The sequence below is a fragment of the Serratia sp. OS31 genome (assembly GCF_014164835.1).
Classification (GTDB): Bacteria; Pseudomonadota; Gammaproteobacteria; order Enterobacterales; family Enterobacteriaceae; genus Serratia; species Serratia liquefaciens_A.
The window spans coordinates 192683-216451 of the sequence record NZ_JACJFQ010000006.1; the positions used below are offsets into that span (position 1 = coordinate 192683).

At 53.7% G+C, this 23769-nt stretch carries 18 protein-coding genes; 7 read left to right on the forward strand and 11 right to left on the reverse strand.

Annotated features, from left to right (window positions below; all coding sequences use genetic code 11):
* Positions 1-119: 119 nt before the first annotated feature.
* The 4 genes from H5P17_RS08070 to H5P17_RS08085 form a co-directional block, all read right to left on the reverse strand.
* Entirely contained in the window at positions 120-1505 is a 1386-nt protein-coding gene (locus H5P17_RS08070) for an APC family permease (protein ID WP_156033861.1), read from the reverse strand.
* Between the two features lie 194 nt (positions 1506-1699).
* Complete coding sequence (locus tag H5P17_RS08075; RefSeq protein WP_122080323.1) at positions 1700-3046, reverse strand: glutamate decarboxylase; 1347 nt, start codon at positions 3044-3046, stop codon at positions 1700-1702.
* A gap of 167 nt (positions 3047-3213) precedes the next feature.
* Positions 3214-4614 (reverse strand): glutamate--tRNA ligase, encoded by a 1401-nt coding sequence (gene gltX / locus H5P17_RS08080; RefSeq protein WP_044553753.1) that lies wholly within the window; start codon positions 4612-4614, stop codon positions 3214-3216.
* Positions 4615-4783: 169 nt separating this feature from the next.
* Positions 4784-5275 (reverse strand): transcription termination/antitermination NusG family protein, encoded by a 492-nt coding sequence (locus H5P17_RS08085; protein ID WP_071827057.1) that lies wholly within the window; start codon positions 5273-5275, stop codon positions 4784-4786.
* Positions 5276-6226: 951 nt separating this feature from the next.
* Here H5P17_RS08085 and lpxP point away from each other — a divergent pair.
* The 3 genes from lpxP (at position 6227) to H5P17_RS08100 (ending at position 12620) form a co-directional block, all read left to right on the forward strand.
* Entirely contained in the window at positions 6227-7147 is a 921-nt protein-coding gene (gene lpxP, locus H5P17_RS08090; RefSeq protein WP_044553755.1) for a kdo(2)-lipid IV(A) palmitoleoyltransferase, read from the forward strand.
* Between the two features lie 123 nt (positions 7148-7270).
* The gene (locus H5P17_RS08095; protein ID WP_044553903.1) at positions 7271-7966 is read left to right on the forward strand and encodes a CTP synthase; all 696 of its coding nucleotides are present in this window, start codon (positions 7271-7273) and stop codon (positions 7964-7966) included.
* Between the two features lie 709 nt (positions 7967-8675).
* Entirely contained in the window at positions 8676-12620 is a 3945-nt protein-coding gene (locus H5P17_RS08100) for a non-ribosomal peptide synthetase (protein WP_182822214.1), read from the forward strand.
* Positions 12621-12653: 33 nt separating this feature from the next.
* Here H5P17_RS08100 and H5P17_RS08105 read toward each other — a convergent pair whose 3' ends face one another.
* Entirely contained in the window at positions 12654-13343 is a 690-nt protein-coding gene (locus H5P17_RS08105; RefSeq protein ID WP_044553757.1) for an LrgB family protein, read from the reverse strand.
* A complete protein-coding gene (locus H5P17_RS08110) occupies positions 13336-13758 on the reverse strand; it encodes a CidA/LrgA family protein (RefSeq protein ID WP_044553759.1) in 423 nt (140 codons plus the stop codon). Before H5P17_RS08110 ends, H5P17_RS08105 begins: the two co-directional genes overlap by 8 nt.
* A 138-nt stretch (positions 13759-13896) precedes the next feature.
* Between H5P17_RS08110 and H5P17_RS08115 the strand changes: the two genes are divergently transcribed.
* Positions 13897-14793, forward strand: a complete 897-nt coding sequence (locus tag H5P17_RS08115; RefSeq protein WP_182822216.1) for a LysR family transcriptional regulator — start codon at positions 13897-13899, stop codon at positions 14791-14793.
* 29 nt (positions 14794-14822) lie between these two features.
* On the opposite strand, the gene H5P17_RS08120 is transcribed toward H5P17_RS08115, so the two are convergent.
* The 4 genes from H5P17_RS08120 to H5P17_RS08135 form a co-directional block, all read right to left on the reverse strand.
* A complete protein-coding gene (locus tag H5P17_RS08120; RefSeq protein WP_044553762.1) occupies positions 14823-16472 on the reverse strand; it encodes a Na+/H+ antiporter in 1650 nt (549 codons plus the stop codon).
* 184 nt (positions 16473-16656) lie between these two features.
* The gene (locus tag H5P17_RS08125; RefSeq protein ID WP_020837144.1) at positions 16657-18018 is read right to left on the reverse strand and encodes an NCS2 family permease; all 1362 of its coding nucleotides are present in this window, start codon (positions 18016-18018) and stop codon (positions 16657-16659) included.
* Positions 18019-18356: 338 nt separating this feature from the next.
* Positions 18357-18764, reverse strand: coding sequence for a VOC family protein (locus tag H5P17_RS08130; protein WP_182822218.1), 408 nt, complete (start codon positions 18762-18764; stop codon positions 18357-18359).
* Between the two features lie 47 nt (positions 18765-18811).
* A complete protein-coding gene (locus tag H5P17_RS08135; RefSeq protein ID WP_044553766.1) occupies positions 18812-19480 on the reverse strand; it encodes a glutathione S-transferase family protein in 669 nt (222 codons plus the stop codon).
* Positions 19481-19711: 231 nt separating this feature from the next.
* Here H5P17_RS08135 and H5P17_RS08140 point away from each other — a divergent pair, with 231 nt between their 5' ends.
* Positions 19712-19972 (forward strand): YdgH/BhsA/McbA-like domain containing protein, encoded by a 261-nt coding sequence (locus H5P17_RS08140; RefSeq protein WP_020837147.1) that lies wholly within the window; start codon positions 19712-19714, stop codon positions 19970-19972.
* A 56-nt stretch (positions 19973-20028) separates the two neighbouring features.
* Here H5P17_RS08140 and H5P17_RS08145 read toward each other — a convergent pair whose 3' ends face one another.
* On the reverse strand, positions 20029-20946 hold the full coding sequence (locus H5P17_RS08145) for a LysR family transcriptional regulator (protein ID WP_044553768.1): 918 nt from the start codon (positions 20944-20946) through the stop codon (positions 20029-20031).
* Positions 20947-21075: 129 nt separating this feature from the next.
* Here H5P17_RS08145 and H5P17_RS08150 point away from each other — a divergent pair, with 129 nt between their 5' ends.
* Together H5P17_RS08150 and H5P17_RS08155 are read left to right on the forward strand one after the other, a co-directional pair.
* On the forward strand, positions 21076-21825 hold the full coding sequence (locus H5P17_RS08150) for a 3-oxoacyl-ACP reductase family protein (RefSeq protein ID WP_182822220.1): 750 nt from the start codon (positions 21076-21078) through the stop codon (positions 21823-21825).
* Positions 21826-21908: 83 nt separating this feature from the next.
* On the forward strand, positions 21909-23468 hold the full coding sequence (locus tag H5P17_RS08155; protein ID WP_182822222.1) for a lytic transglycosylase F: 1560 nt from the start codon (positions 21909-21911) through the stop codon (positions 23466-23468).
* Positions 23469-23769 lie beyond the last annotated feature (301 nt).

Sequence of the window (23769 nt, forward strand, 5' to 3'; positions counted from 1 at the left end):
CATGTTGAAAAGGCGCAACCTCGCAAGAGGCGGCGCCTTTTTCTTGTTGGTCGTCCCATCTGAACGCAAAAAAGGCGCTTGCCCCTCCGGGTCAGCGCCTTTGTGTTTATTAAGTCTTATTAAGCCGCGTGATGATGGCCGTGATGGTGGCCGTCATCTCCCCGCTTCGCGTGCGGTAGCGCGTACAAGAAGTACACCAGCAGGGAAATCACTATCAACCCAAGCGTAATGAACAGCACGGTTGGTGGGGTGCATGAACCGAGATAGAGGCAAACCAATACGCAAATAGGCACCAGTACCTTGAACCACGGCATGCGGTAAGTCCCTTGCATCTTTTTCTTGCGCACCACAAAGATACCGACAATCACCGCCAGATACTGCAGCAGACGGCAAACCGTTGCGACCTCCACCAGCAGCACAAAGGACTCTTTCGACATGGCATTCGCCAGGACGATAAAGATAATGGTCACCACCAACATCGCAATGATCGATTTGGCCGGTACGCCGCGTTTGTTATTGGCGCCGGCGGACTCCGGCAGGAAGCCATCCTCCGCCAGCGGCACCAGATTACGCGGCCCGGCAAAGCACATGGCCAGACCGATACCAAACAGGGCAACCACCGATCCTAATGACATCACCGCACGAGCGCCGTTGCCCAGAACCATCCCCACGCTGTCCGCCACGGAGTTATCGGAAGACGCCAGATGCTCGCCCCCCATGGACCCGATAATGGAAGCAAACAGCAGGAAATAGAGTGCCGTGACCGACAACAGCACCAGAATGATCGCCCGTGGGATGTCGCGGGTAGGGTTTTCCATATCTTGCGAGGCCACGCCGATATTCTCGAAACCCACCATCGCGTAAAACAACAGCAGGAATCCGCCTGAAAACTCCGCCGAGGTCAGATGACCAAACGCCGGTACTTCAACCCCGGTCGACTGCGGTACCAACCCTGGCACATCGGTAAAATTAGCCAGGTCGAAATGGCTGAAAGAGACCAGGATGCAGCTGATTAACGCCGCCAATACCAGCCAGCTGCTCACGCGGGTAAACACCGACATCACTTTTACCGAAATCAGGTTGATACCGCAAAGCACGCAGGCAAAAGCGATACTGATCATCGCCGAGTTGGCCGGCGCCAAATGGATACCTAACGCGGTGGTAATGATCCCCGGCAATGCGGCTACCTGTACCGCCAATGCAACGCAGGCGGCAAGAAAACGCATAAAGCCGATATTAAACCCCAGGAAAGGACCAAAAGTGGCGCTAACGTAAACGTAAACCCCCCCGGTTTTAGTAAAAATACCGGCCATTTCAGCAAAAGCCAATGCCATGATCAGCGCAAGAACGGCGCAGATCACCAGTACCGGAAACAGGTTCATACCCAGTTCAGAATAAGCTTTGCCGGGGGTGATGAAGATCCCTGCCCCCAGCAGGCAGTTAATGCCGAACAGGACTATCGTCCCGAACTTCATTTTGCCCGAGGTCGTTGTTTGAGTGCTCATTATTCACCTTTGCGAGACAAAGCGCCCAGACACCACCAGTAGGTGCCCGGACGCTCAGTAAGAAGGTCAGTCAAAGCAAAGACGGGAGTAGCTCAGAACATCGGCAGCAACGGGGCCTGCCGGCACGCTGAGCACTGACGTCAGTGTGTTTGACGTCCCCATTGGGATACGGCGTGAATGCCGTCAGGAAGCGCTCAGCAGAGCACGGACTCATGGGTAGTGGCGTTGGCCTTTAGCTGGTCAACGATGTTGCGGATGTCCTGCGCCAGCAGATTCATCAATGTGGTGCTGACGCCGTAGCGGATCAGAACGCGCATGATGATGGTGTTTTGACGGTTGCTCGGCAGCGGGTATGCCGCCGTTTGCCAACCGCGCTGTTTCACCTGGTTTTGCAAATCATACAGGGTGAAGCCTTTTACATCGTCTTTCAGGGTAAAGACCACGCCAGGCAACCCCCCTTCACTGCTGTAGAGCATTTCAAATTCTGGGAAGTCGGCCAATTTATGCGCCAGGAACTTACCGGTATCCACACAGGTCTGCTGGATCTCGGAATAACCTTCTTTGCCCAGTCGCAGCAGTTGGTAGTACTGAGCAATGACGGAACCGCCGGGGCGACTGAAGTTGAGGGCGAAAGTCGCCATGTTGCCGCCGAGATAGTTAACGTAGAACACCAGATCGTCAGGCAAGTCTTGTTTTTCACGCCATACCACCCAACCCAGGCCCAGCGGGGCCAGACCGTATTTATGACCGGAAGAGTTGATGGATTTTACGCGCGGCAGACGGAAGTCCCATACGATGTGGCTTTGCTCTTCGACGAAAGGCGCAATGAAGCTGCCGGATGCCGCATCAACGTGGATCGGAATATCCAGGCCACGCTCTTTCTGTAGCTTGTCCAGCGCATTGGACAGGCCAAGCACGTCTTCGTACACCAGCGTAAAGGTCGTCCCGAAGGTAGGCACCACACCGATGGTATTTTCATCGATGTAATTAACCATGTCGTCGGGGTGGGCGCACAGGGCGCCTTCGCGGATGGGCACCTCGCGGTGCTCAATCTCAAAATAGGTACAGAATTTTTTCCAGCAAATCTGTACCGGGCCAGTAACCAGGTTTGGCTTGGAAGTGTCCAGCCCTTTCGCCTTGCGTTTTTGCTGCCAGTTACGTTTCAGCGCCAGACCGCCCAACATTGCCGCTTCGCTGGACCCCACACAGGAAGTACCAATCGAATTATTCACGTCTGGCGCATGCCACAACCCCGCCAGCATTTTTGTACAGCACACTTCAATTTTTGCCGTTTCTGGGTACAACTCTTTATCAATCAGATTTTTTACCGATCCCAGCTTCATCAGCTCGTCCACTTCGGGCTCTGACCAGGTGGTGCAGAACGTCGCCAAATTCTGTTTTTCATTGCCGTCTAGCATTAAACGATCTTTAATCAAATTCAAAACAGAACTCGGGCAGCTGGATGATTCTGGGATCTTCCCTTCCGATAAAGTGTGTTGGGCCACCTCAGTGGAATAGATAGGCATATATTGATTAGTCATAATAAATCACCTCTTTTTATTTGATGTGTTTTCATGAAAGTTGCCGTGGATACCGCTAATAATTACGCTTCGACTTACCTCCTTCAGGAATTAATTTTGGTTGTCACCCCAGCCTAATACCTCCCGGCCATCGTGATTAATCTTACGGTGGCCAGCCCTATTACCTGTTATTTACACGACATTTTCTCTATTGCCGCATGCAAGCGAGTCAGCGTTTTTTCTTTTCCCAATACGGCCAGGCAATCATTTAACGATGGCGTATCTTTCGCCCCGAGAATGAATAATCGCAACGGCATATTGATGTCTTTTAACGACGTACCGTATTCCTTGGAAATATCGCCAATCACCTGGTTAATCTCAGCACTTTGCCAGTCGTTTATCGTGGAGAAGCGCTGATAGATTTCACAGAAAACTGTCGGATGTGCAGAAGCAAGCAACTGCTCGTAAGTTTCCTGGTTGTGACACTGATATTCACCGTAATAACTGCGGCAGGCTTCCGCCATTTCCTTCATCGTTCTGGCTCGAGTTTTTAACAGCTCGGCCAGCCGTGCCAGCGGTGGGCCATCTTCCGTACTGATAGCCAGTCGTTGGAGCTGCCATTGCAAATCGGGCAATAAATGTTCGGCCGTGGCGGTAGCAATATAATGCTTGTTGAGCCACAGTAATTTCTCCGTATTGAATGCACTGGGGGAGTTGCTGACATTGTTAATATCGAACAGAGAGATCATCTCATCCAAAGAGAAAATTTCCTTATCCTGATATCCCCACCCCAAACGCACTAAATAGTTACGCAATGCCTCAGGTAAAAAACCTTCCTCTTGGTATTGCATTACGTTGGCCGCCCCGTGGCGCTTGGAAAGTTTTTTTCCGTCATCCCCGAGTATTGGCGAGACATGGGCAAACACCGGCGGCTCCAGCCCCAACGCCCGGTAAACATAAATCTGCTTCGGCGTATTATTGATATGTTCTTCGGCGCGGATGATATGCGTCATCTGCATGTCGATATCATCGACCACCACACAAAAGTTATAAGTTGGCCAGCCGTCGGTACGGCGAATAATAAAGTCATCAAACTCGCTGTTGCTGAATTCAATACGCCCTCGGATCATGTCGTCCCAGGCCACAATACCCTGCTGTGGGCTTTTCAAACGCACCACGTGGGGCACGCTGGAATCATGCCCCAGATGATGCAGACAGTGGCGGTCGTAAATGAAGTTCTCTTTGTTCTTTTCCTGCTTAGCCTTGAGTGCATTCAAGCGCTCCTCGCTGCAGTAGCAGCGGTAGGCCTGCCCAGACGCCAACAGTTGATCGACCACCTCGTTGTACCGCTCCAGGCGTTTAGTCTGGTAGAAGGGGCCTTCGTCCCAATACATACCCAACCACTTCATCGAGTCCAGGATGGCATCGACCGCGCCCTCCTTTTCCCGTTCCACGTCGGTATCTTCAATACGCAGAATAAATTTGCCGTGATTATGGCGTGCATAGAGCCAGGAATAGAGAGCTGTTCTTGCCCCGCCGACGTGTAAAAAACCCGTTGGGCTGGGCGCAAACCTTGTTCTTACGCTCATTAGAGAACTCCTTATTATTGAATAAAACCCCAAATAATGAGCATTGCATCAAGGTGATAAGCACATTCATCAACACAGAAGCAACTTCAAGCATTACGGGATTAAAACAGCGCCAGAGATAACACCTGCCAATATCAGGTGGCATTTCAAGCCATGCCCTTGAGGTTCATTAACCGCTTGCCAATAAAGCCGTTGGATGTTGGATTGAATAAGAGAGATATTGCAATAATGTTTGAGTCCTAACCTCTGGCTTTTCCACCTTTATTATTTTCTCTATTTCTTTCAACATGCCAGGGGAAACATTTTTGCATTCTATATAGCTTAATTTTTCATCCTTATTCTCTAATCGAAAAGAAAGACATCTGATAGCATCAATAATATTCTGAGAGACGGTACAAATCTCTCTTCCCAAACGAACAAATCCCTGCACGCTACTTTGCTTAGCTATTAAAGTGGTATGAGTGATTTCTGGAGAGAATCGCACAAATAAATAACCGGGGAACAATGGAGTGGTGTGAGTTCTAAACGAATTTTTCCGGTCGGAACGTAATGTTAACCTGGTTTTCATTGGCATATAACATTCAACACCAATACGTTCTATTTCATCAATAACCTTCGCATGTAATCTGGAACGATAGCAAATGAGATACCATGAGTACATTTCTGCCCCTTATTCATTTCATTGCTTGTGATGGAAAACTAATTCATTGCTAACCCGGCCAACGGAAATAGCCGTCCGCAGCCATTGTTCTTAGGAACAAAGCTGAATCAGCGCATTGGTTTTCATTGATCAGATGTCTATTTTCGCCAAGAAATTATCCCAAGGCGTTATCAGGAATTTGGATAGGGTATTTATCGAGATTGGGTCTACGTCAGAGTGCGAGTTAGCGTTTTACCAATGCAGTAGCAGTGAGCGATCCCACTGTTTTTTGAAAATTTCATTTTGACCACCAGCACTACGCCAAAAACAATATTCCCTCTTGAGATAAAAATCCAGTACAAGAATCCACAGACGCAATTTTACTGGATGAGAATTGAAAATGGGCATTAAAACAAAATGAAATGTATCACCCTGTATCAAAAAGTTTCCATATTGTTTTATTTCAATAAAAACAATAATAAAAACAAAACATTGATGAAATAAGGTCGAGAAAAATCAATAGCACTAACATCCCCTGTTACAGGGGAAAAAATACACAAACGCATAATACATATTCATTGACTTCGCCATGATATAAAGCAAATTTCAAACTTTATATCCCACCGTATTTCAGCGCATTTACATGCTAATTTTTTGATCTTTTCGCGCATATTTTGCACAAAAAACTCACCAAAAAATGCACCGTTTTCCTCCATTGGGAATCGGAATATTCGGATCCTCCCCCTGACGTTGTGTGGTAAACTGGACAGTCTTGGACCGCCTTCGCTGGCCTACAGCCCTCCTCCCGAAGCCTGATAGCAGCGCGAACCGCTCTTCGAGTGTAAAGATTTAGTCAATTATGGAATCTGGCTAAACCATAGTGGTATCTGGGTGTCTGAGTAGTTGTATCGCAATTGAGTGGATCTTTATGCGTTACAGGTTGCTGCCCCCTTAATGCATAAATGAGTTCATATGAAGCGTCCGCAAAAATTCAAATCGGCCCTGCTGCATCCGCGCTACTGGTTTACCTGGTTCGGCCTGGCCTGCTTATTCCTGTTGGTCCAACTCCCCTACCCGGTGCTGCACAAGCTCGGCGTGTGGATGGGCCGCACCTCGATGCGCTTTCTGAAACGTCGCGTTTCAATCACCCGCCGCAACCTGGAACTGTGCTTCCCGGATATGGACGAGGCTCAGCGCGAGCGTAAAGTGGTCGGCAACTTCGAATCCCTCGGCATGGGCCTGCTGGAAACCGGCATGGCCTGGTTCTGGTCAGATAAGCGCGTCAAACGCTGGTTCAACGTTTCCGGCATCAACCACCTGAAAATGGCGCAGCAGAACCAACGCGGTGTGTTGGTGATTGGCGTGCACTTTATGTCGCTGGAGCTGGGTGGCCGTGCCATGGGTCTGTGTCAGCCAATGATGGCGATGTACCGCCCGCACAACAATAAAGCGATGGAATGGGCACAGACCAAAGGGCGCATGCGTTCCAACAAGGCGATGCTCGATCGCAAAGATCTGCGCGGCATGGTTCATGCCCTCAAGCGCGGCGAGGCCGTATGGTTCGCCCCGGATCAAGACTATGGCCCACGTGGTAGCGTGTTCGCTCCACTGTTCGCCGTCGATCAGGCGGCCACCACCAGCGGTACCTTTATGCTGGCGCGCATGGCCAAACCGGCGCTGGTACCGGTGGTTCTGATCCGCCGCGAGAAAGGTCGGGGTTATGATCTGCTGATCCAACCGGCGTTGGAAAATTATCCTATCGGCGATGAAATTGCCGCAGCGGCTTACATGAATAAAGTGGTGGAAAAAGAGATCATGCGCGCCCCTGAGCAATACATGTGGCTGCATCGTCGCTTTAAAACCCGGCCGGCCGGCGCACCGTCGCTGTACTGAGCAAAAAAATATTCATCAGCCCGGCCAATGCCGGGCTTTTTTGTGCGCCGGATTTAAAAAACTGCGGATGAGCGCCGATCTTTGCTGTAACCTCCTTTTTTACCCGCACAGGAAAAGGAAATGATGAAAGCTCAAGTCCGTATTGCTCTGGTCGGTGACTACCAACCCCAGGCCGTTTCTCACCAGGCCATCCCCATCGCTCTCCAACTCACCGCCAAACACCTCGACGTCGATATTCAATCCCACTGGCTGCCCACAGAAAGCATTACCGACACTTCGGTCCTGCAACGCTATGATGCCATCTGGGTGGTGCCCGGCAGCCCGTACAAGCATGACGACGGCGCCTTTCTGGCTATCCGCCATGCGCGCGAGCAAAACGTTCCCTTCCTGGGATCTTGCGGTGGTTTCCAATATGCAATCGTAGAGTACGCCCGTAACGTGATGGGTTGGCACGATGCCGGACATGCGGAAACCGACAACGGGGGTCGGTTGGTGATCGCCCCCCTGAGCTGTTCGCTGGTCGAAAAAAGCGGTGCCATTATTTTCCAACCCAATACGCTGGCAGCCCGTGTCTACGGCAAGCTGGAAACGAGTGAAGGCTACCACTGCAACTTCGGCGTCAACCCGGAATTTGTCGCCGATCTGCAACGGCACCCGCTGATAATCAGCGGCCACGACAGTGAAGGTGATGTTCGCTCGGTAGAGCTACCGGGACACCGTTTTTACGCCGCCACGCTGTTTCAGTCCGAACGTGCGGCATTGCGGAACGAGCTTTCGCCACTGGTGGTGGAACTGATCAGGACCGCGGCAACGGCCTGATACCTCCTGGGGGGCCATGGCATAATGGCCCTCCTTGCTTAATTCTAAACAGGCCAGGAGAATAAGATGGCGTAGGCTGGCTTATTATAAATAGACTTAATTCATTCCAAATTAATTAAACCGTCATGCGCGTGCCATATTTTTATACGCCAGCTCCACAATAATCGGATAATGCTCTTATTTATTACTAAATAATATATCATTAGAAATCCTGCAGTTTTATGCAAAGAGTGTACTCGCGGATATCCTGGCGAGAACCCACAAATAATAAGAATAGCAATAGATTACTCCTATTCTTGATGGGAAATCAGGAGTGAGCTCGGGCCTCACCATGAAGACAACATCCCCCACTAAAGCTTTCAGAAAAATAATCCCAACGGAAAAATAAAAATAAATGCATAAAAATCAATTAATTACACAAAAACTGAATCATCCAGGTTTCTGCTGGCCTATTGATCCCCCCTTTTATCTTTTCTCGTTAAATAATTAAATACTGATATTTAAATCATTGTTGACAATAGATAATGAATTTATTTAATTGATAATTATTGCACAATAAACAAATCCATTTTAAATTATTCAAGCAAACAATTTAAAATAGTTAATGTTAAATTGGGCGAATTTACCAGCACCTCTTATAATGTTCGAGTACTTACCGACTACGCACCTATTTAAGTCGACTCTTTCCTATTTTTATGGAGGTGGTTCCGTGTCCGCTTATTCTCTCACGACGGTACAACAGGCCGTATGGCTCGACCAGACATTAAATCCTGATATTCCTCTCTATAATGTGGGGTGTTTATGGCGAGTGGAGCGGGAGATCTCTTTCCCTCTGTTTAAAGAAGCCATCCAACAGGTTCAGCAACGGCATGATGCATTGCAAACCATCCTGAAGGAAACACCGCAAGGCATCATTCAGCAACCTCTTTCTCAAAGATCCATTGAACTTCACTACACCGACTTTTCGCAGCAAGAAGATGCCGCCAGCCTGGCTCAAAACCACCTGCGCGACATCTTTATCCAACCTTATCAACTCTATGAAGACCTGCTCTGGCGCTGCCATTTAACCAAAATCGATGATTCGACTACGCTATGGTTATTGGCCTCGCACCATCTGATTGCCGATGGCACCTCGATCTCTTTATTAAGCCGTATGATCATGGATCGCTATAAGCAATTAAAAACTGGGGATAAAAGTGAGGCCAGCAAGTCGCACTACGGGGATTTCGTGGTTAGCGATCGGGCTTATCTCCAGTCATTACGTTATCAACGCGACCGTGACTGGTGGCTGGAACGTTTTGCAACGGTACCGCCTTCTGTGCTGGAGCGACGACTGCAATACACAGAGCAGCAAGCCTATCCCAGCAGCCAAATCATCAAGCGCTTGCCGCGCGAACGCTTTCTGCGATTAGAGCAATATGCAGCTCATCACGGCGGCTCAGCCATGCACTTTATGGTGGCCCTGCTGGCAAGCTGGTTCGCGCGAATTTGGCAGGTGGACAATGTCACTTTAGGCATCCCGGTGCATAACCGCAGCACCCAGGATCATAAACAAACGCTGGGTATGTTCTCCTCCATGATCCCGCTCAATATCACCGTGGACCTGCAGCAGCCCTTTCACCACCTGCTGCGACAAGTGGGTAGCGAGCTGCGCAGATGCTATCGCCACCAGCGCTTTCCCATTGCCGAACTGAACCGCCAGTTGAACCTGCATCAGCAGGGAAGACGCCAGCTGTTTGATATCAGCTTTTCGCTGGAGGCTTTCCCGACCGATATCGAGCTGGAAGGGAGTCCGTTTAAGGTCGAGAACATCCATCATGGCTATGAACAGCTGCCATTGGGTATCTATCTGCGCCATTACCATCCGGGTGACGATCCGCTGCTGGAGTTCAACCTCAACCAAGCCTGGTTTAGCGATAAAGACGGTGAACGTATCGCCAGCCGCATCCTGCAAATGCTCGATAACCTGTTAGAAGGCGATCCTGACCTGCCCCTGGCTCAATTGCCGCTGTTACTGCCGGTTGAACGACAACAAATTTTTGGCGAATGGAATCATACTCAGCAATCCTGGGCCATGCCGCAGGGCATTCATCAATTTTTAGAGCAACAGGTTCTGCGCACGCCTAACGCCCCGGCACTGTGCTATGAGCAACACCAGGTAAGCTATCTGCAGTTGAATCAGCAGGCGAACCAGTTTGCCGGATTCTTGCGTCAGCAAGGGATACAGCCGGACGATCGCATTGCGGTTTGCGTCAACCGCAGCCCGGAGATGGTGATGGCGCTGTATGCCATTTTAAAATCGGGGGCCGCCTATGTGCCAATCGATCCTGACTACCCGCAAGATCGCTTGCGCCATATGCTGCAGGATTGCGGCGCGAAATTCGTGCTGATCGACGAGGCCGGTGAGCAAGCGCTGCATCTGCTCCATGACGTCGTTATTCCGCGTCTGCACCTGCAGCACGATAGTCATCAATGGCAGCAGGGATCCACGGAAAATCTTGCCCCTTTGGCATCAGATCCGCAACGCAGCCTGGCTTATGTGATTTACACCTCCGGCTCGACAGGAAAACCCAAGGGCGTAATGAATGAACATCGGGGTGTAATCAACCGCCTGCTTTGGACGCAGCAAGCCTATCCTCTGACGCATGATGACGTGGTACTGCAAAAAACGCCGTTCAGTTTCGACGTTTCAGTTTGGGAATTCTTCTGGCCTTTGATGGTGGGTGCGCAACTGGCCATCGCCAAACCCGGCGGCCATCAGGACCCTGACTATCTGAGCGCCTGCATCACTCAACACCGCGTCACCACGCTGCATTTTGTCCCTTCGATGCTGCAATTATTCCTGCGGCATGGCGAAATGGCGCAGTGCGCGTCCCTGCGCCGCATCCTCTGCAGCGGCGAAGCCTTGCCCCTGGCGACGGTGCAACGCTGCCTTCAGCAGTTGCCACAGGCGCAATTGCATAACCTCTACGGCCCGACTGAGGCCGCAGTGGATGTGTCGAGTTGGCAATGTCTGCCCGATGACGAACGGCCGTTGGTGCCGATCGGCAAACCCATCGCCAATACGCAACTCCATATTCTGGATCATCAGCTACAACCGCTGCCACCCGGCGTCGCCGGCGAACTCCATATCGGTGGTATCCAGGTCGCCCGCGGTTACCTTAATCGCCCGGAATTGAACGCCGAGCGTTTTATTGCCGACCCCTTCAGCCCCGAGCCCGATGCACGTTTGTATAAAACCGGCGATCTCGCCCGCTGGCTGCCGGATGGCAACATTGAGTACCTGGGCAGAAATGATTTTCAGGTCAAGATCCATGGGATGCGTATTGAATTGGGCGAAATCGAACAGCAGCTGCGGCAGTGCACAGGTGTGGAAGATGCTGCAATAGTGGCAAAGGAAGACGGACTGGGCGGAAAACGGCTGATAGCCTACGTGGTCGCAACGGACGAGAATGTCCGTTCGGCACAGTGGCGTCAGCAGTTGCAACAGCAGTTACCCGATTTTATGGTGCCCTCCAGCTTTGTCAGGCTGAAAACATTCCCCCTCTCGCCTAATGGGAAGCTGGATCGCAAAGCCTTGCCTGCCCCCGCACCGGTTACGCAAGTTTCACTGCGCTATGAAGCGCCCCAAACTGCGCTGGAAAAACAGCTTGCCGAACTCTGGTCCGAACTGCTGGGCGTCGCGAAAATTGGCCTGGATGATGATTTCTTTGAACTCGGCGGCCACTCGCTGCATGCCATTCAACTGCTGGTCAAACTGAAGCGCCGTGGCTACCCGGTGGTGATAAAAACGCTGTTCGCTCATCCGTCATTACGCGCCCAGGCGCAAGCACTGGCCAGCGAGCAGGCCTCGAACATTGATGCCCCGATTACGGCAGCACCGTTACAACAGCTGTTGGCGCGGCTAAACCAAACCAGCCTTGCCTTCAAGCAGGTACTGCGGCTTAACCGCACCCAGGCCGCCGACGACATCTGGATGATCCATCCTGCGGTCACCGGCTGCGATATTTACCACGATCTGGCCAGTTCGCTGGAAGGCGCGTTTAACGCCTTTGGCATAAACAATTACAACCTGTTTATGCCGACACCCATCACGTCATTACGCGAATTGGCGTCATATTATCTCGGCCATATGAAACTGGCTCCCAGCCGCCCCGTACGCCTTTTGGGGTGGTCGCTGGGGGGGCTGATTGCGCTTGAAATGGCGGCGCAGCTTGAAAGTCGTGGGTTCCGTGACGTGCAGGTCTTCCTGCTGGATACCTTTTATCAAACCGCCTTCCAGCTCCGCAGCGAACCTGGCCTGCTGGCGGCCATGTTGGCTATGCTGGGGATTGATGGCGAAGCCGCAGCCAGAGCGCTAAGAGCGGAGCCTACGGAGTTGTCTTTGAATAAGGAAAGGCTCAGTGCGCCATTGAGATACGCACGGATCACGTTATTTAAAGCCACGGAGGACGTGAATTTGAGTATGACCGACCAAGGGGATGGACGCGAGCTGCTGGCGATTGCCGACAACGGGTTGTCATCCATCAGCCCGTCTTTGCAGATACAGCCTCTGGCTTGTAACCATCACTCTATTATTTTCAGCCATGAGGAAATCGGCCGGGTGCTGCGCGAACCTACGCGAGCACCAACTGCATCAACCGGTATTCGTTAACCCTTCCCCGCCTGCGGCGCTCGTGCCGCAGGCTCACCACATCAGTTGCCCTATCAGTGGGGCGGCAATCACCGTGATAATCCCTGCCAGCATCATCACCAGGCTGGATACTACGCCTTCTTCCTGCCCCATCTCATAGGCTTTCGCGGTACCGGCGCCGTGCGACGAGGCCCCCAGCCCGGCCCCTTTCGCCAGGCTGCTGCGCACGGACAGACGCAGAAACAGGATGTCGCCCACCGCCATACCGAACACTCCGGTGATCACCACAAACAGCGCCACCAAATCCGGCTGGCCGCCCATCTGCCTGGCGGCTTCCAGCGCAAACGGCGTGGTGATGGAGCGCACCGCCAGGCTGCGTTGCACCTCTTCCGGTAACGTCAGCAGGCGCGCCAGCCACACCGAACTGTAAACCGCCACACACACCGCCGTCAGCACCCCGGCGCTTAGCGACAACCAATGGCGGCGTATGATATGCAAATTCTCATACACCGGCACCGCGAAGGCGATGGTGGCCGGCCCCAGCAGCCACAGCAGCCAGTGCGTTTCACCGATGTAGTCCTGGTAGGAGATGTGGGTCACCACCAGCAGCAGCACCAGGATCATCGGCGTCAACACCAGCGGCATCAGCAGCAGGGTACGACGGCGCCGATAAAGTTTTTTATTGGCGAAGTACAGCGCCAGGGTTGCCAGAAAGCAGGCGAGGCTAAGGATAAAATCATTCATCGCGTTGTTTGCGCCGTTGCAGCCAGACTTCCAGTCGATAAACCCGATCGACCACCAATCCGGTCATGCCCAGCGTCAGCATGGTACTGATGGCAATCACCAGAAAAATCTTCCACCCTTCCACCATTAACAGCTGGGCATAGTTCACCACGGCCACCACCGCCGGGACAAAAAACAGCAGCATCTCGGCCAGCAACCAGCGCGAACCGGCCTTGACCCAATTCAGCGGCAGAATGCGCAGCAGGATCAGCGCCAACAACATCAACATGCCGACAATGTTGGCGGGCAGCGGCAGATGGAACTGCTGCACCAACCGGTCGGCAATCAAAAACAGCACCGCATATAAAGTAACCTGGATCGGCACCTGCAGCCGGGACAACACCGAGGGAGCAGCTTGGCGGAACGCCAGTAACATGGGGAAAGGCCTTAAGCAAAAAATTCACGGTTTACAGTATACGCAGCCAGGAAACCTCGCCTGAAATGAATTAAAATTATCGACATCATGCCATCAGGGAATAGTTTCCCGACGGTACTTCCCCCAGGAGAATCCAACGTGGATGTCCGCACCCTGCGCTACTTCGTGGAAGTGGTGCGCCAGCAAAGCTTTACCCGCGCGGCGGAGAAACTGTTCGTCACCCAGCCGACCATCAGCAAGATGCTGCGCCATTTGGAAGAAGAGCTGGAATGCACGCTGCTGATCCGAGAAGGCCGCAAACTGCACCTGACCGACAGCGGGCAAGCGGTATACCAGCGCGGACTGGCGATCATTGATGAGTTCCGCCAGTTGGAGGCGGAGCTGGAAGACATCAGCTCGGTCAAAAAAGGCGTGCTGCGGCTGGGTATTCCGCCCATGGTCGGGCGGCAGATTGCCGATCTGATCCGTCAATTCCGCCAAACCTACCCTGGCATCGAGCTGAAAATCTCCGAGCTGGGCGGGCTGTCGGTGGAGCAGGCGGTGATGTCCGGCGAGCTGGATCTGGCGATGACCATACTGCCGGTCGATTCGGATCAGCCGCTGACCTTCCTGCCGTTACTCGTCCACCCCATGTGCGTGGTTGCGCCGCGTACGCCACACTGGCTTAACCGCACCAGCATCAATATCACCGAGTTGGCCGACTGGCCGATCCTGCTTTATAACGAGGACTTCGCACTGTACAAAATGCTGATGAAAGCGTTCCGTCAGGCCGGGTTTGAGCCGCAGATTGCGGTGCGCAGCGGACAGTGGGATTTCCTGGCTTCGATGGTGCAGGCCGGGGTCGGTATCGCCACCCTGCCGGAACCGGTCTGCCAATGGCTGGATAAGGAAAACCTGATCTGGCTGCCGCTGGAACCGCGTATGGAATGGAAGGTCGGGTTGATCTGGCGGCAGGGCAGCTACCTGTCGCACAGTGCACAGGCCTGGATAGCCTGCTGCCGCGACTACTGGCCGGCAGCCAGTAGCCATAAATAATCAGGGCCGCATTTGCGGCCCCGTGGGTATTATCCTTCTCGCTCTATCAACAGCGCTTCCAGCAGGTCGAGATCGTGCAGGAGCTTCTGCAGCGTCTCGTTGCTGATTTTCTGCGTGGCGCGCAGGTGATATAGCTCGCCGCGCTCTGCGCGCAGCGCAGTCAGGCGGAAACGACGCTCGAGGTTTTCCAGCATCAGCGCATTTTCGATATCGTCTTTGGTGGTGATGCGCCGCCGCAGCGTCCCCACCACTCGCGAACTGATCTCTTTCAGCACCTGCGGATCGAGGTTTTCCTCGGTATCGACCGCCAATCGCTCTTCCATTTTGTTGATGCTTTCGATCGCCACTTCGGCTGCCATGGCGATTGCCATCCGCTCTTCGCTCTTGCTGACGCTCTTATCCGCCACCTGAACGCCACGCAGCAACAGCGGCAGCGCCAGTACCCCGGCAATCAACGAAAGCAGGATCACCCCAGCGGCGATAAACACCAGTTGGTAACGCGCAGGGAAGGCGGTGCCATCACTCAGCAACAGCGGAATTGACAGCACACCGGCCAGCGTAATCGCCCCTCGCACCCCGGCAAACGACGCTACCCACAGCTCGCGGGTGGTGTATTCACCGAACTGCAACGGCCGCTTTTTCATAAAGCGACGGCTGGCGTTTTTCATCAGCCACAGCCAGGTAAAACGCAATACCAGCAGCGCCGCGTAGATAATCGCCACGTCGGCAAACAGGTACCAGGTCTGAATGGTCGGATCCAGCTCCGCCTGCAGGATAGAGGTTTCCAGGATCCCCGGCAGCTGCAGGCCCAACATGATGAACACCATGCCGTTGAACACAAACTCCAGCATCGCCCAGACGCTGTTGGCGCGCAGGCGCATCGCCAGCGGCGCGTTACGGATCACGCCGGACTGGCTGATGGTCATCCCCGCCGCTACCGCAGCCAGGATCCCGGAGACGCCAATGTGTTCGGCAATCAGGTAAGAGGCAAAAGGCAACAGCAGCAGGAAGACGATCTGCGTCGCCGGGTCATCACCACTCCAGCGGCTCATGATCCGCAAAGATTTACTGTAGAGCCAGGTGACCGCTACGCCGGCCAGCAGGCCGCCGATCGCCACCTTGAGAAACTCGAGTGTCGCGCCGCCCACGGTAAACACCATGGTGCCCATCGCCACCGCGATAGCGAATTTGAGTGAAACCAGGCCGGACGCATCGTTCATCAGCGCCTCGCCTTCCAGCACGCCCATGATCGGCTTCGGAATACGCCCTTTACCGACAATGCCGGACAGCGCCACGGCATCCGTTGGCGACAGCACCGCCGCCAGCGCAAACGCCGCCACCAGAGGAATGCCCGGCACCATGGCATAAATCAGATAACCGACGCCGACCACGGTGATCAGCACCAATACCAGCGCCAGGCCAAGAATTTCGCGACCGTGGTGCAAAAACTCCCGCGTCGGGGTTTTCCAGCCATCGGCAAACAGCAGCGGCGGGATAAACAGCACCAGGAACAGTTCAGGGTCAAAGTCGACGTGCAGCCCGAAATGCGGCCAGGCCAACAGGGCCCCGATACCGATTTGCATTAACGGCAGCGGCACCTGGAACGGCAACATGCGAGTCACCACCCCGGACAGGGAGACCACCAGGATTAATATGAGGATTGTAAAAAAGATTTCCATGCTTTCCTTAGACTCTTGGGTTCAGACTACATCTCTGATGTATACCCGATAGTAGATCACTTTTTTTACGGCGGTTAAAGCTTGTTGTGCCTTTCAAAATGCAGCATCGGCAGAAGGAGATTTATCTGAATCAGAAGTGGGGACAAACACCCCCGCCGGAGCGACGGGGGAAACGACATAGCGGTTAGATTGCCCAGCCGCCGGCATAGAATGCCACCAGCGCCACGGCGATCAGCACGGTGCCGATATTCAGCCGACGCCATTCACCGGAGAAGATACGGCCAATCACCAATGAGCTGAAGCCCAGCATGATACCGGTGACGATATTGCAGGTCAGCACGATAAACACGGCGCACAGCAGGCCGGACATGGCATCGACAAAATCATTGAAGTCCAGTTTGGTGACGTTGCTCAGCATCAACAGGCCGACGTACATCAGCGCCGGTGCGGTCGCGTAAACCGGCACCAGATAAGACAATGGCGACAGGAACAGGATCAGCAAGAACAGCAGGCCGACCACGGTCGCGGTCAGGCCGGTTTTGCCGCCCGCTGCCGTACCCGCTGCGGATTCAATATAAACCGCCGCCGGGGCCGCACCGACCAAACCAGAGAAAATGCTGCTCAGGGAGTCCGAAGTCAGCGCTTTACCGCCGTTGATGATTTGCCCGTCTTTATCCAGCAGGTTGGCCTGGCCGGCCACCGCACGGATAGTACCGGTGGCGTCAAACACCGCGGTCATCACCAGCGCCAGCACGCTCGGCAATACCACCGGCTGCAATGCGCCCATGATATCCAGGCTGAAAATCAACGAGTTGCCGTTGGCATCCGCCAGGCTTGGCATCGCGAAGAGGCCCTGGTATTTCACCGCCGGGTCAAACACCAGCCCCACCACCGAAATGGTGATGATCACCAGCAGAATACCGCCGGGAACGCGCAGTTTTTCCAGCCCGAAAATCACCGCCAACCCGAGCAGCGTCATCACGACCGGGAACGAAGTGAATGCGCCCAGGGCCACCGGCAGGCCGTCCAGCGGGTTTTTTACCACCAGACCAACGCCGTTAGCCGCAATCAGCAACAGGAACAGGCCGATACCGATGCCGGTGCCATGGGCTACGCCCATCGGTAAATTGCGCAGGATCCAGGCGCGAATGCCGGTTACCGAAATAATGGTAAAGAGCACGCCCATCAGGAATACCGCCCCCAACGCCACCGGAATGCTGATGTGTTGGCCCAGCACCAGACTGAACGCCGTGAAGGCGGTCAGTGAAATCGCACAGCCGATGGCCATCGGCAAATTGGCCCATAACCCCATCAGCAACGAACCGAGGCCCGCCACCAGGCAGGTGGCGACAAACACCGCCGTGGGTGGGAAGCCGGCTTTGCCCAGCATGCTCGGCACCACGATCACCGAGTACACCATCGCCAGGAAGGTGGTTAGCCCCGCCACCACTTCCTGACGCACGGTGCTGCCACGCGCAGAAATATTAAAATAACCATCAAGCCCGCCTTTTGGTTTAACGGCGTTATTCGCTTGAGAATTCGACATGTTGCTGTCCCCTGTGTTTCATTGCCAGCCCGTTTAAAGAGGCTTGTTATTCCGCCCACGCATGTTCATTAGGGTAACGTTTGCTTTTCTGCCCCTTGCTCACGTCGCCAACCGGCGTCGCATAAAAGGCAAACGTTTAACTCACAGTGAATGGTGCGGGTAATTTATGGTGGTTTATTCAAGGCAAACGATTATCCAGCCTTCCATACCGTCTGATCAACCAAAGATCGCGCCAATTTATGCAGAAAAGCACTGGGATCAATCATTATCGAAAACACGGTATTTGTCTCATAGGTAAATCCGATGGGAACGCCCCCCTTTCGGAGGGCAAAAGCGGGCTACTGAGCCTGTGCCGCCTTTTCATCCATGTACATCAGTTCCCAGATGTGTCCGTCCAGATCCTGAAAACCGTGCCCGTACATAAAGCCATAATCTTGCGGCTGGTTATAGGTATTGCCGCCGGCGGCAATCGCCTTGCGCACCAGGTCGTCAACCGCCGCCCTGTTAGGCTGCGACAGGCATATCAGCACTTCGGTCGCCTTTCTGGCATCGCCGATAGGGTTCGGAGTGAACATTTTGAATTTGTCGTGGGTTAACAGCATCACATAGATGCTGTCGCTGACCACCATGCAGGCGGCGGTATCATCGGTGAACTGCGGATTGAAGCTAAAACCCAGCCGGGTGAAGAATTCAATGGAAACGGGCAGATCGCCCACCGGCAGGTTAACAAAGATTTGCGTAGCCATGGGCTACCTCCGACGAAGAGTGACCTCATCGAGTATAGCCCACTCGCTCATTTCAGCAGGTCATAAGGCCCACCCTGCTCCAGTGCCCGCTGGTAGGCCGGACGCGTATGGATACGCTGCAAATAGCCACGCAGCTTCGGGCAGCCGTCCAGTGCGCCACGCGCCGCCATCGCTTCCAGCGGGAAACTCATCTGGATGTCCGCCGCGCTGAATTCATTGCCGACAAACCAGGTGCTTTTCTCCAGGTGTTGCTCAAGATAGTCGCAGTGCGGAGCGATCTGTTTATCCAGATACTCCCGCTGTACGCCTTTGCCAATGGCCCCCGCCACCGGCCGTAATAACCAGGGAATCGGCGGCTGCCCTAGACGGCTAAACACCAGCTTCATCAACAACAGCGGCATCAACGACCCTTCGGCATAATGCAGCCAGTAACGATACTGCTGACGAGCGTGATAATCGGTGGGGATAAACTGCCCCTGGGCATCGTAGGCTTCCTGCAGGTATTCAATAATGGCGCCGGACTCCGCCAGCGTCAGATCGCCATCGACAATCACTGGCGACTTGCCAAGCGGATGGATTTTTTTCAACTCCGGCGGCGCCAGCATGGTTTGCGGATCGCGCTGATAGCGCTGCACCTGGTACGGCACACCCAATTCTTCCAAAAACCACAGGATGCGCTGCGATCGCGAGTTATTTAGATGGTGCACGATAATCATGGGGCTTCTCCACTCTGTTGCCATACCCGATATATGCCGAGGCTTCTGGTTAAAGGGTAGTGGTGAATTATCCCGCCTGCCAACAAGGCCATCTGGCGCTCAAATTTAAATCAATAAATTTGACAGAGATACTCAAAACTCTCCGATTTTCTCTTTGGGTACGACGGCCTATTATCTAACACATCGAGAGACAACAGCCTCTCACCTAAAAAATACCCTGAGGATTGAATCATGAAAAACATCAAATTTTTTGCTACCGCTCTGCTGCTGACCACCGCTTCTTTCGCCAGCGTTGCCGCTGACCAACCTGCTAACCAGCCTGCGGCCGGTGCCCAGAAAATCGGTGTGGTGTCCGTGAGCGGCGCTTCCAACCTGAGCACGCTGGAAAATGAACTGGCCAGCAAAGCCGCTGCATCAGGCGCCAGCTCTTACCGCATCATCTCCGCCGGTGGCCAGAACAAACTGTACGGCACCGCAGAAATCTTCAACTGATCGTCAGACAGTAAACTGATGGAAGAAAGAAGCCCCGCAAGGGGCTTTTCTTGTTTCTAGCGGGCATCAAATCGCGTCGCCAGCTTCTGCAGACGAAACTGCTCGGCCATGTAATCGACAAACACCCGGGTTTTGGTCGGCAGAAACTTGGTGGTCGGAAAGTACAGGTACACACTGCCGCGATCGACATACCACCCCGGCAAGACCCGCACCAGCCGGCCGCTTTCCAGATAAGGCAAGGCATTCGGCATGGCGATCAGCGCAATGCCCAATCCCAGTTCTGCGGCCTGCGCTGCGGCATCCGGTTCGTTTACCGTCATTTTGATTTCCATCGACGGCGCTCGCTGCTCATTCTCCGCATTGCGCAGCGGCAAATTGCGGATCCGCCCGGTTTGCGGTGAGCGGATAAAAATGCCCGCATGGTTCATCAACTGTTCCGGCTGCTGGATGGCTGTGTTGCGCTGCAGATAGGCTGCAGAAGCCACCAGGACGCCGTGGGCTGGGGCCAGTTCACGTGCAATCATGCCCTGCGCCAATTCGATACCGCCCCCGATAGCGGCATCAAAATGTTCACCAATCAGGTCCACTTTGCGGTTGTCGAAATGCCAGTCGGGGACAATTGCCGGGTAACGCGCCAGAAAGTCGGGCAGCATCGGCATGACAAAATGCAGGCCGAACGCCGTCCCCATGCTGACCTTCAGCGTGCCGGCCGCCACGCCGCCGCTGCTGCTTACCCCCTTTAATGCGCACTGGATCGACAACAAGCCGCCGCTGACCTCCTGCAAAAAACGTTCGCCCTCTTCGGTCAGGATCAATTTGCGCGTATTGCGCTGGAAAAGCCTTACTCCGACGATCGTCTCCAGCTTGGTCACGTTCTTCCCGACTGCCGCAGAGCTGATGCCCAGCTTGCGTCCGGCCGCGGAAAAGCTGCCGTTCTCTGCACTGCTGACAAAACATTCCAGATGGCCCAGCATGGTTTCCCCTGTTGATTTCAAACCCGTGGTTTAAGCTGATTATAGCTCTTTGTGGCTAGTGGCCGCCCTACTTTTCCCAGATACTGGTCCGGTAGATTTTTTAACCTCCCCCTACTCTGGAGAAATACCATGACAACAACACGTCCTCTGCAAAACAAAGTCGCCTTCATTCAGGGCGGCTCACGCGGTATTGGCGCCGCCATCGTCAAACGTCTGGCGCGTGAAGGTGCAGCAGTGGCCTTCACCTACGTGGCCTCCGCCGATAGAGCTGACGCGGTGGTGAGTGAAATCACCGCTTCCGGTGGCAAAGCGCTCGCCATCAAGGCTGACAGCGCCGATGCTGCGGCGGTGCAACAGGCCGTTCGCCAGGCGGTGAATAGCTTCGGTAATCTGGATATTCTGGTTAATAACGCCGGCGTATTCACACTGGGCAGCACCGAAGAGTTAGCGCTGGCGGATCTGGATCGCATGTTGGCCGTTAACGTGCGCAGCGTATTTGTCGCCAGCCAGGAAGCCGCGCGCCATATGAATGACGGCGGTCGCATCATTCATATCGGCAGCACTAACGCCGAACGCGTGCCCTTTGGCGGCGCCGCGGTGTACTCAATGAGCAAATCAGCCTTAGTGGGCCTGACCAAAGGCATGGCACGCGATCTCGGCCCGCGCGGCATCACCGTCAACAACGTGCAGCCTGGTCCGGTAGATACCGAAATGAACCCGGATGAAGGGGATTTCGCTGAACAGTTGAAACTGCTGATGGCCGTAGGCCGTTACGGCAAGGATGAGGAGATCGCCAGCTTTGTCGCTTACCTCGCCGGGCCGGAAGCGGGCTATATCACCGGCGCCAGCCTGAGCATCGACGGCGGTTTTTCGGCTTAATATTCCTCCGCAAGCAAAAGGCCCCACCCGGGGCTTTTTTAGTTTGTCTACAATGAAAAGATGCGCCATTCGGAGTGTCCTCCATGAATGCTATCTCTTTTCACCGATTACTCATCGCCTGCTTCACCGCCCTACTGCTTGTCGGCCCAGCTCATGCTGCTACGGTGAAGGATAAGCCGTCGAAGCAGGAAGAACGCGATACCCTGAAAGTCAACATGGACGACATCATGCAGCCCTGGAAGGGGGACTTGCCAGGCATGCTCGGTCGACGGGTGATCCGGGTGTTAACCACCTACAGCAAGACCTTCTTTTTCATCAACAAAGGGACCCAGCGAGGCCTCACCCACGACATATTTTTGGAATTCGAACGCAATCTTAACCTGACGTTGATGAAAGAGAACAAGCTCAAACACCGTCACCTCAAGGTACGTGTCATCTTTGTGCCCGTCGCACGCGATCAGCTACTCAATGCGCTCAACGAAGGTAAAGGAGATATCGCGGCGGCCAACCTTACCATTACCCCGGCACGCCAAGAGCAAGTGACATTTACTACCCCCCTCTACCCGAAAGTTAAAGAACTGCTGCTCTCTGGCCCCTCATCGCCCAAAGTGGAAAACCTGGAACAGCTCTCTGGCAAGACAGTTTTCGTACGCCCTTCGTCGAGCTATTACGAAAGTCTGGTGGCCCTGAATGCGCACTTCGCCCAGGAATCTCTTCCTCCCGTAACCCTTGAAGCGGCCCCCGAATCGCTTGAAGATGAAGATCTGATTGAGATGCTGAACGCCGACCTTATCCCCTTGATCGTGGTCGATCGGCACAAGGCTTTATTCTGGAAACAAGTATTTCCCAAAATTCAGATACACGAGGATGTGGTGCTGCGTGACGATGCCAATATTGCCTGGGCCGTTCGCAAGAACAGCCCGCAGCTTCTCGCTTTACTGAATAACTTCGTCAAAGATAATCGCCAGGGCAGCAAGCTGGGGAACACCATCCTGGTGCGCTACCTGAAGAGCGCAAAATATGTCAAGAATGCAACGGCAGAGAAGGAACGCAGCAAATTTCTGGCGATGGTGGATATATTCAGGAAATATGGCGATCGTTATGATGTGGACTGGTTACTAATGGTAGCCCAGGGCTACCAGGAGTCACGCCTCAACCAGTCGGTCCGCAGCCGGGTCGGCGCCATCGGTGTCATGCAGGTAATGCCTAGTACAGGCAAGGAACTGAAAGTCGGCGACATACGCAATCTGGATCCCAATATCAATGCTGGGGTGAAATATATGCGCTGGATGATCGACCGATACTACGCTGACGAACCCATGACACCTCTCGACAAAGTGCTCTTCTCATTCGCGTCCTACAACGCCGGACCGGCCCGTATTGCCCGTTTGCAAGCCGAAACCAAGAAACGCGGCTTTAACCCCAATATATGGTTTGGCAATGTGGAGTATCTGGCCGCCGAGCGGATCGGTGCCGAAACGGTGACTTATGTCAGTAACATCTACAAGTACTACATCGCTTATCGACTTGTCATGGACGAGCGAGCTCGCAAACAGCAGGCGCTGGATAACCCCAGAAATACGCCAGTCCCAGAAAAGGTGGAGGGCCCCACCGTCAAACACCCCGAACGCCAGACCCGTTAAAAATACCATTTAGCGACAGGCTGTTATTGCTGCCGCCTAATAGCATCGAGAAACTCATCGCTAACGCAGGGTTTTCACGGCCACGGCGTTTCTTTCAGTCCTTGCTGATTCATGCCTGGATAGCCAGAAAACAGTGATTATGTTCAGCCTTGTCCACTTCGCTGTAAGCATAAAAAAACCCGCAAAAGCGTAATGCCGGTCACTTAAGGTGACCGGCATTGTTTTTTATAGGATATTTTCGTTTCAATGATTTCAGTTCCCGGGGATACCTGCGCTCCCTTCGACCTGGTAGCACCAAACT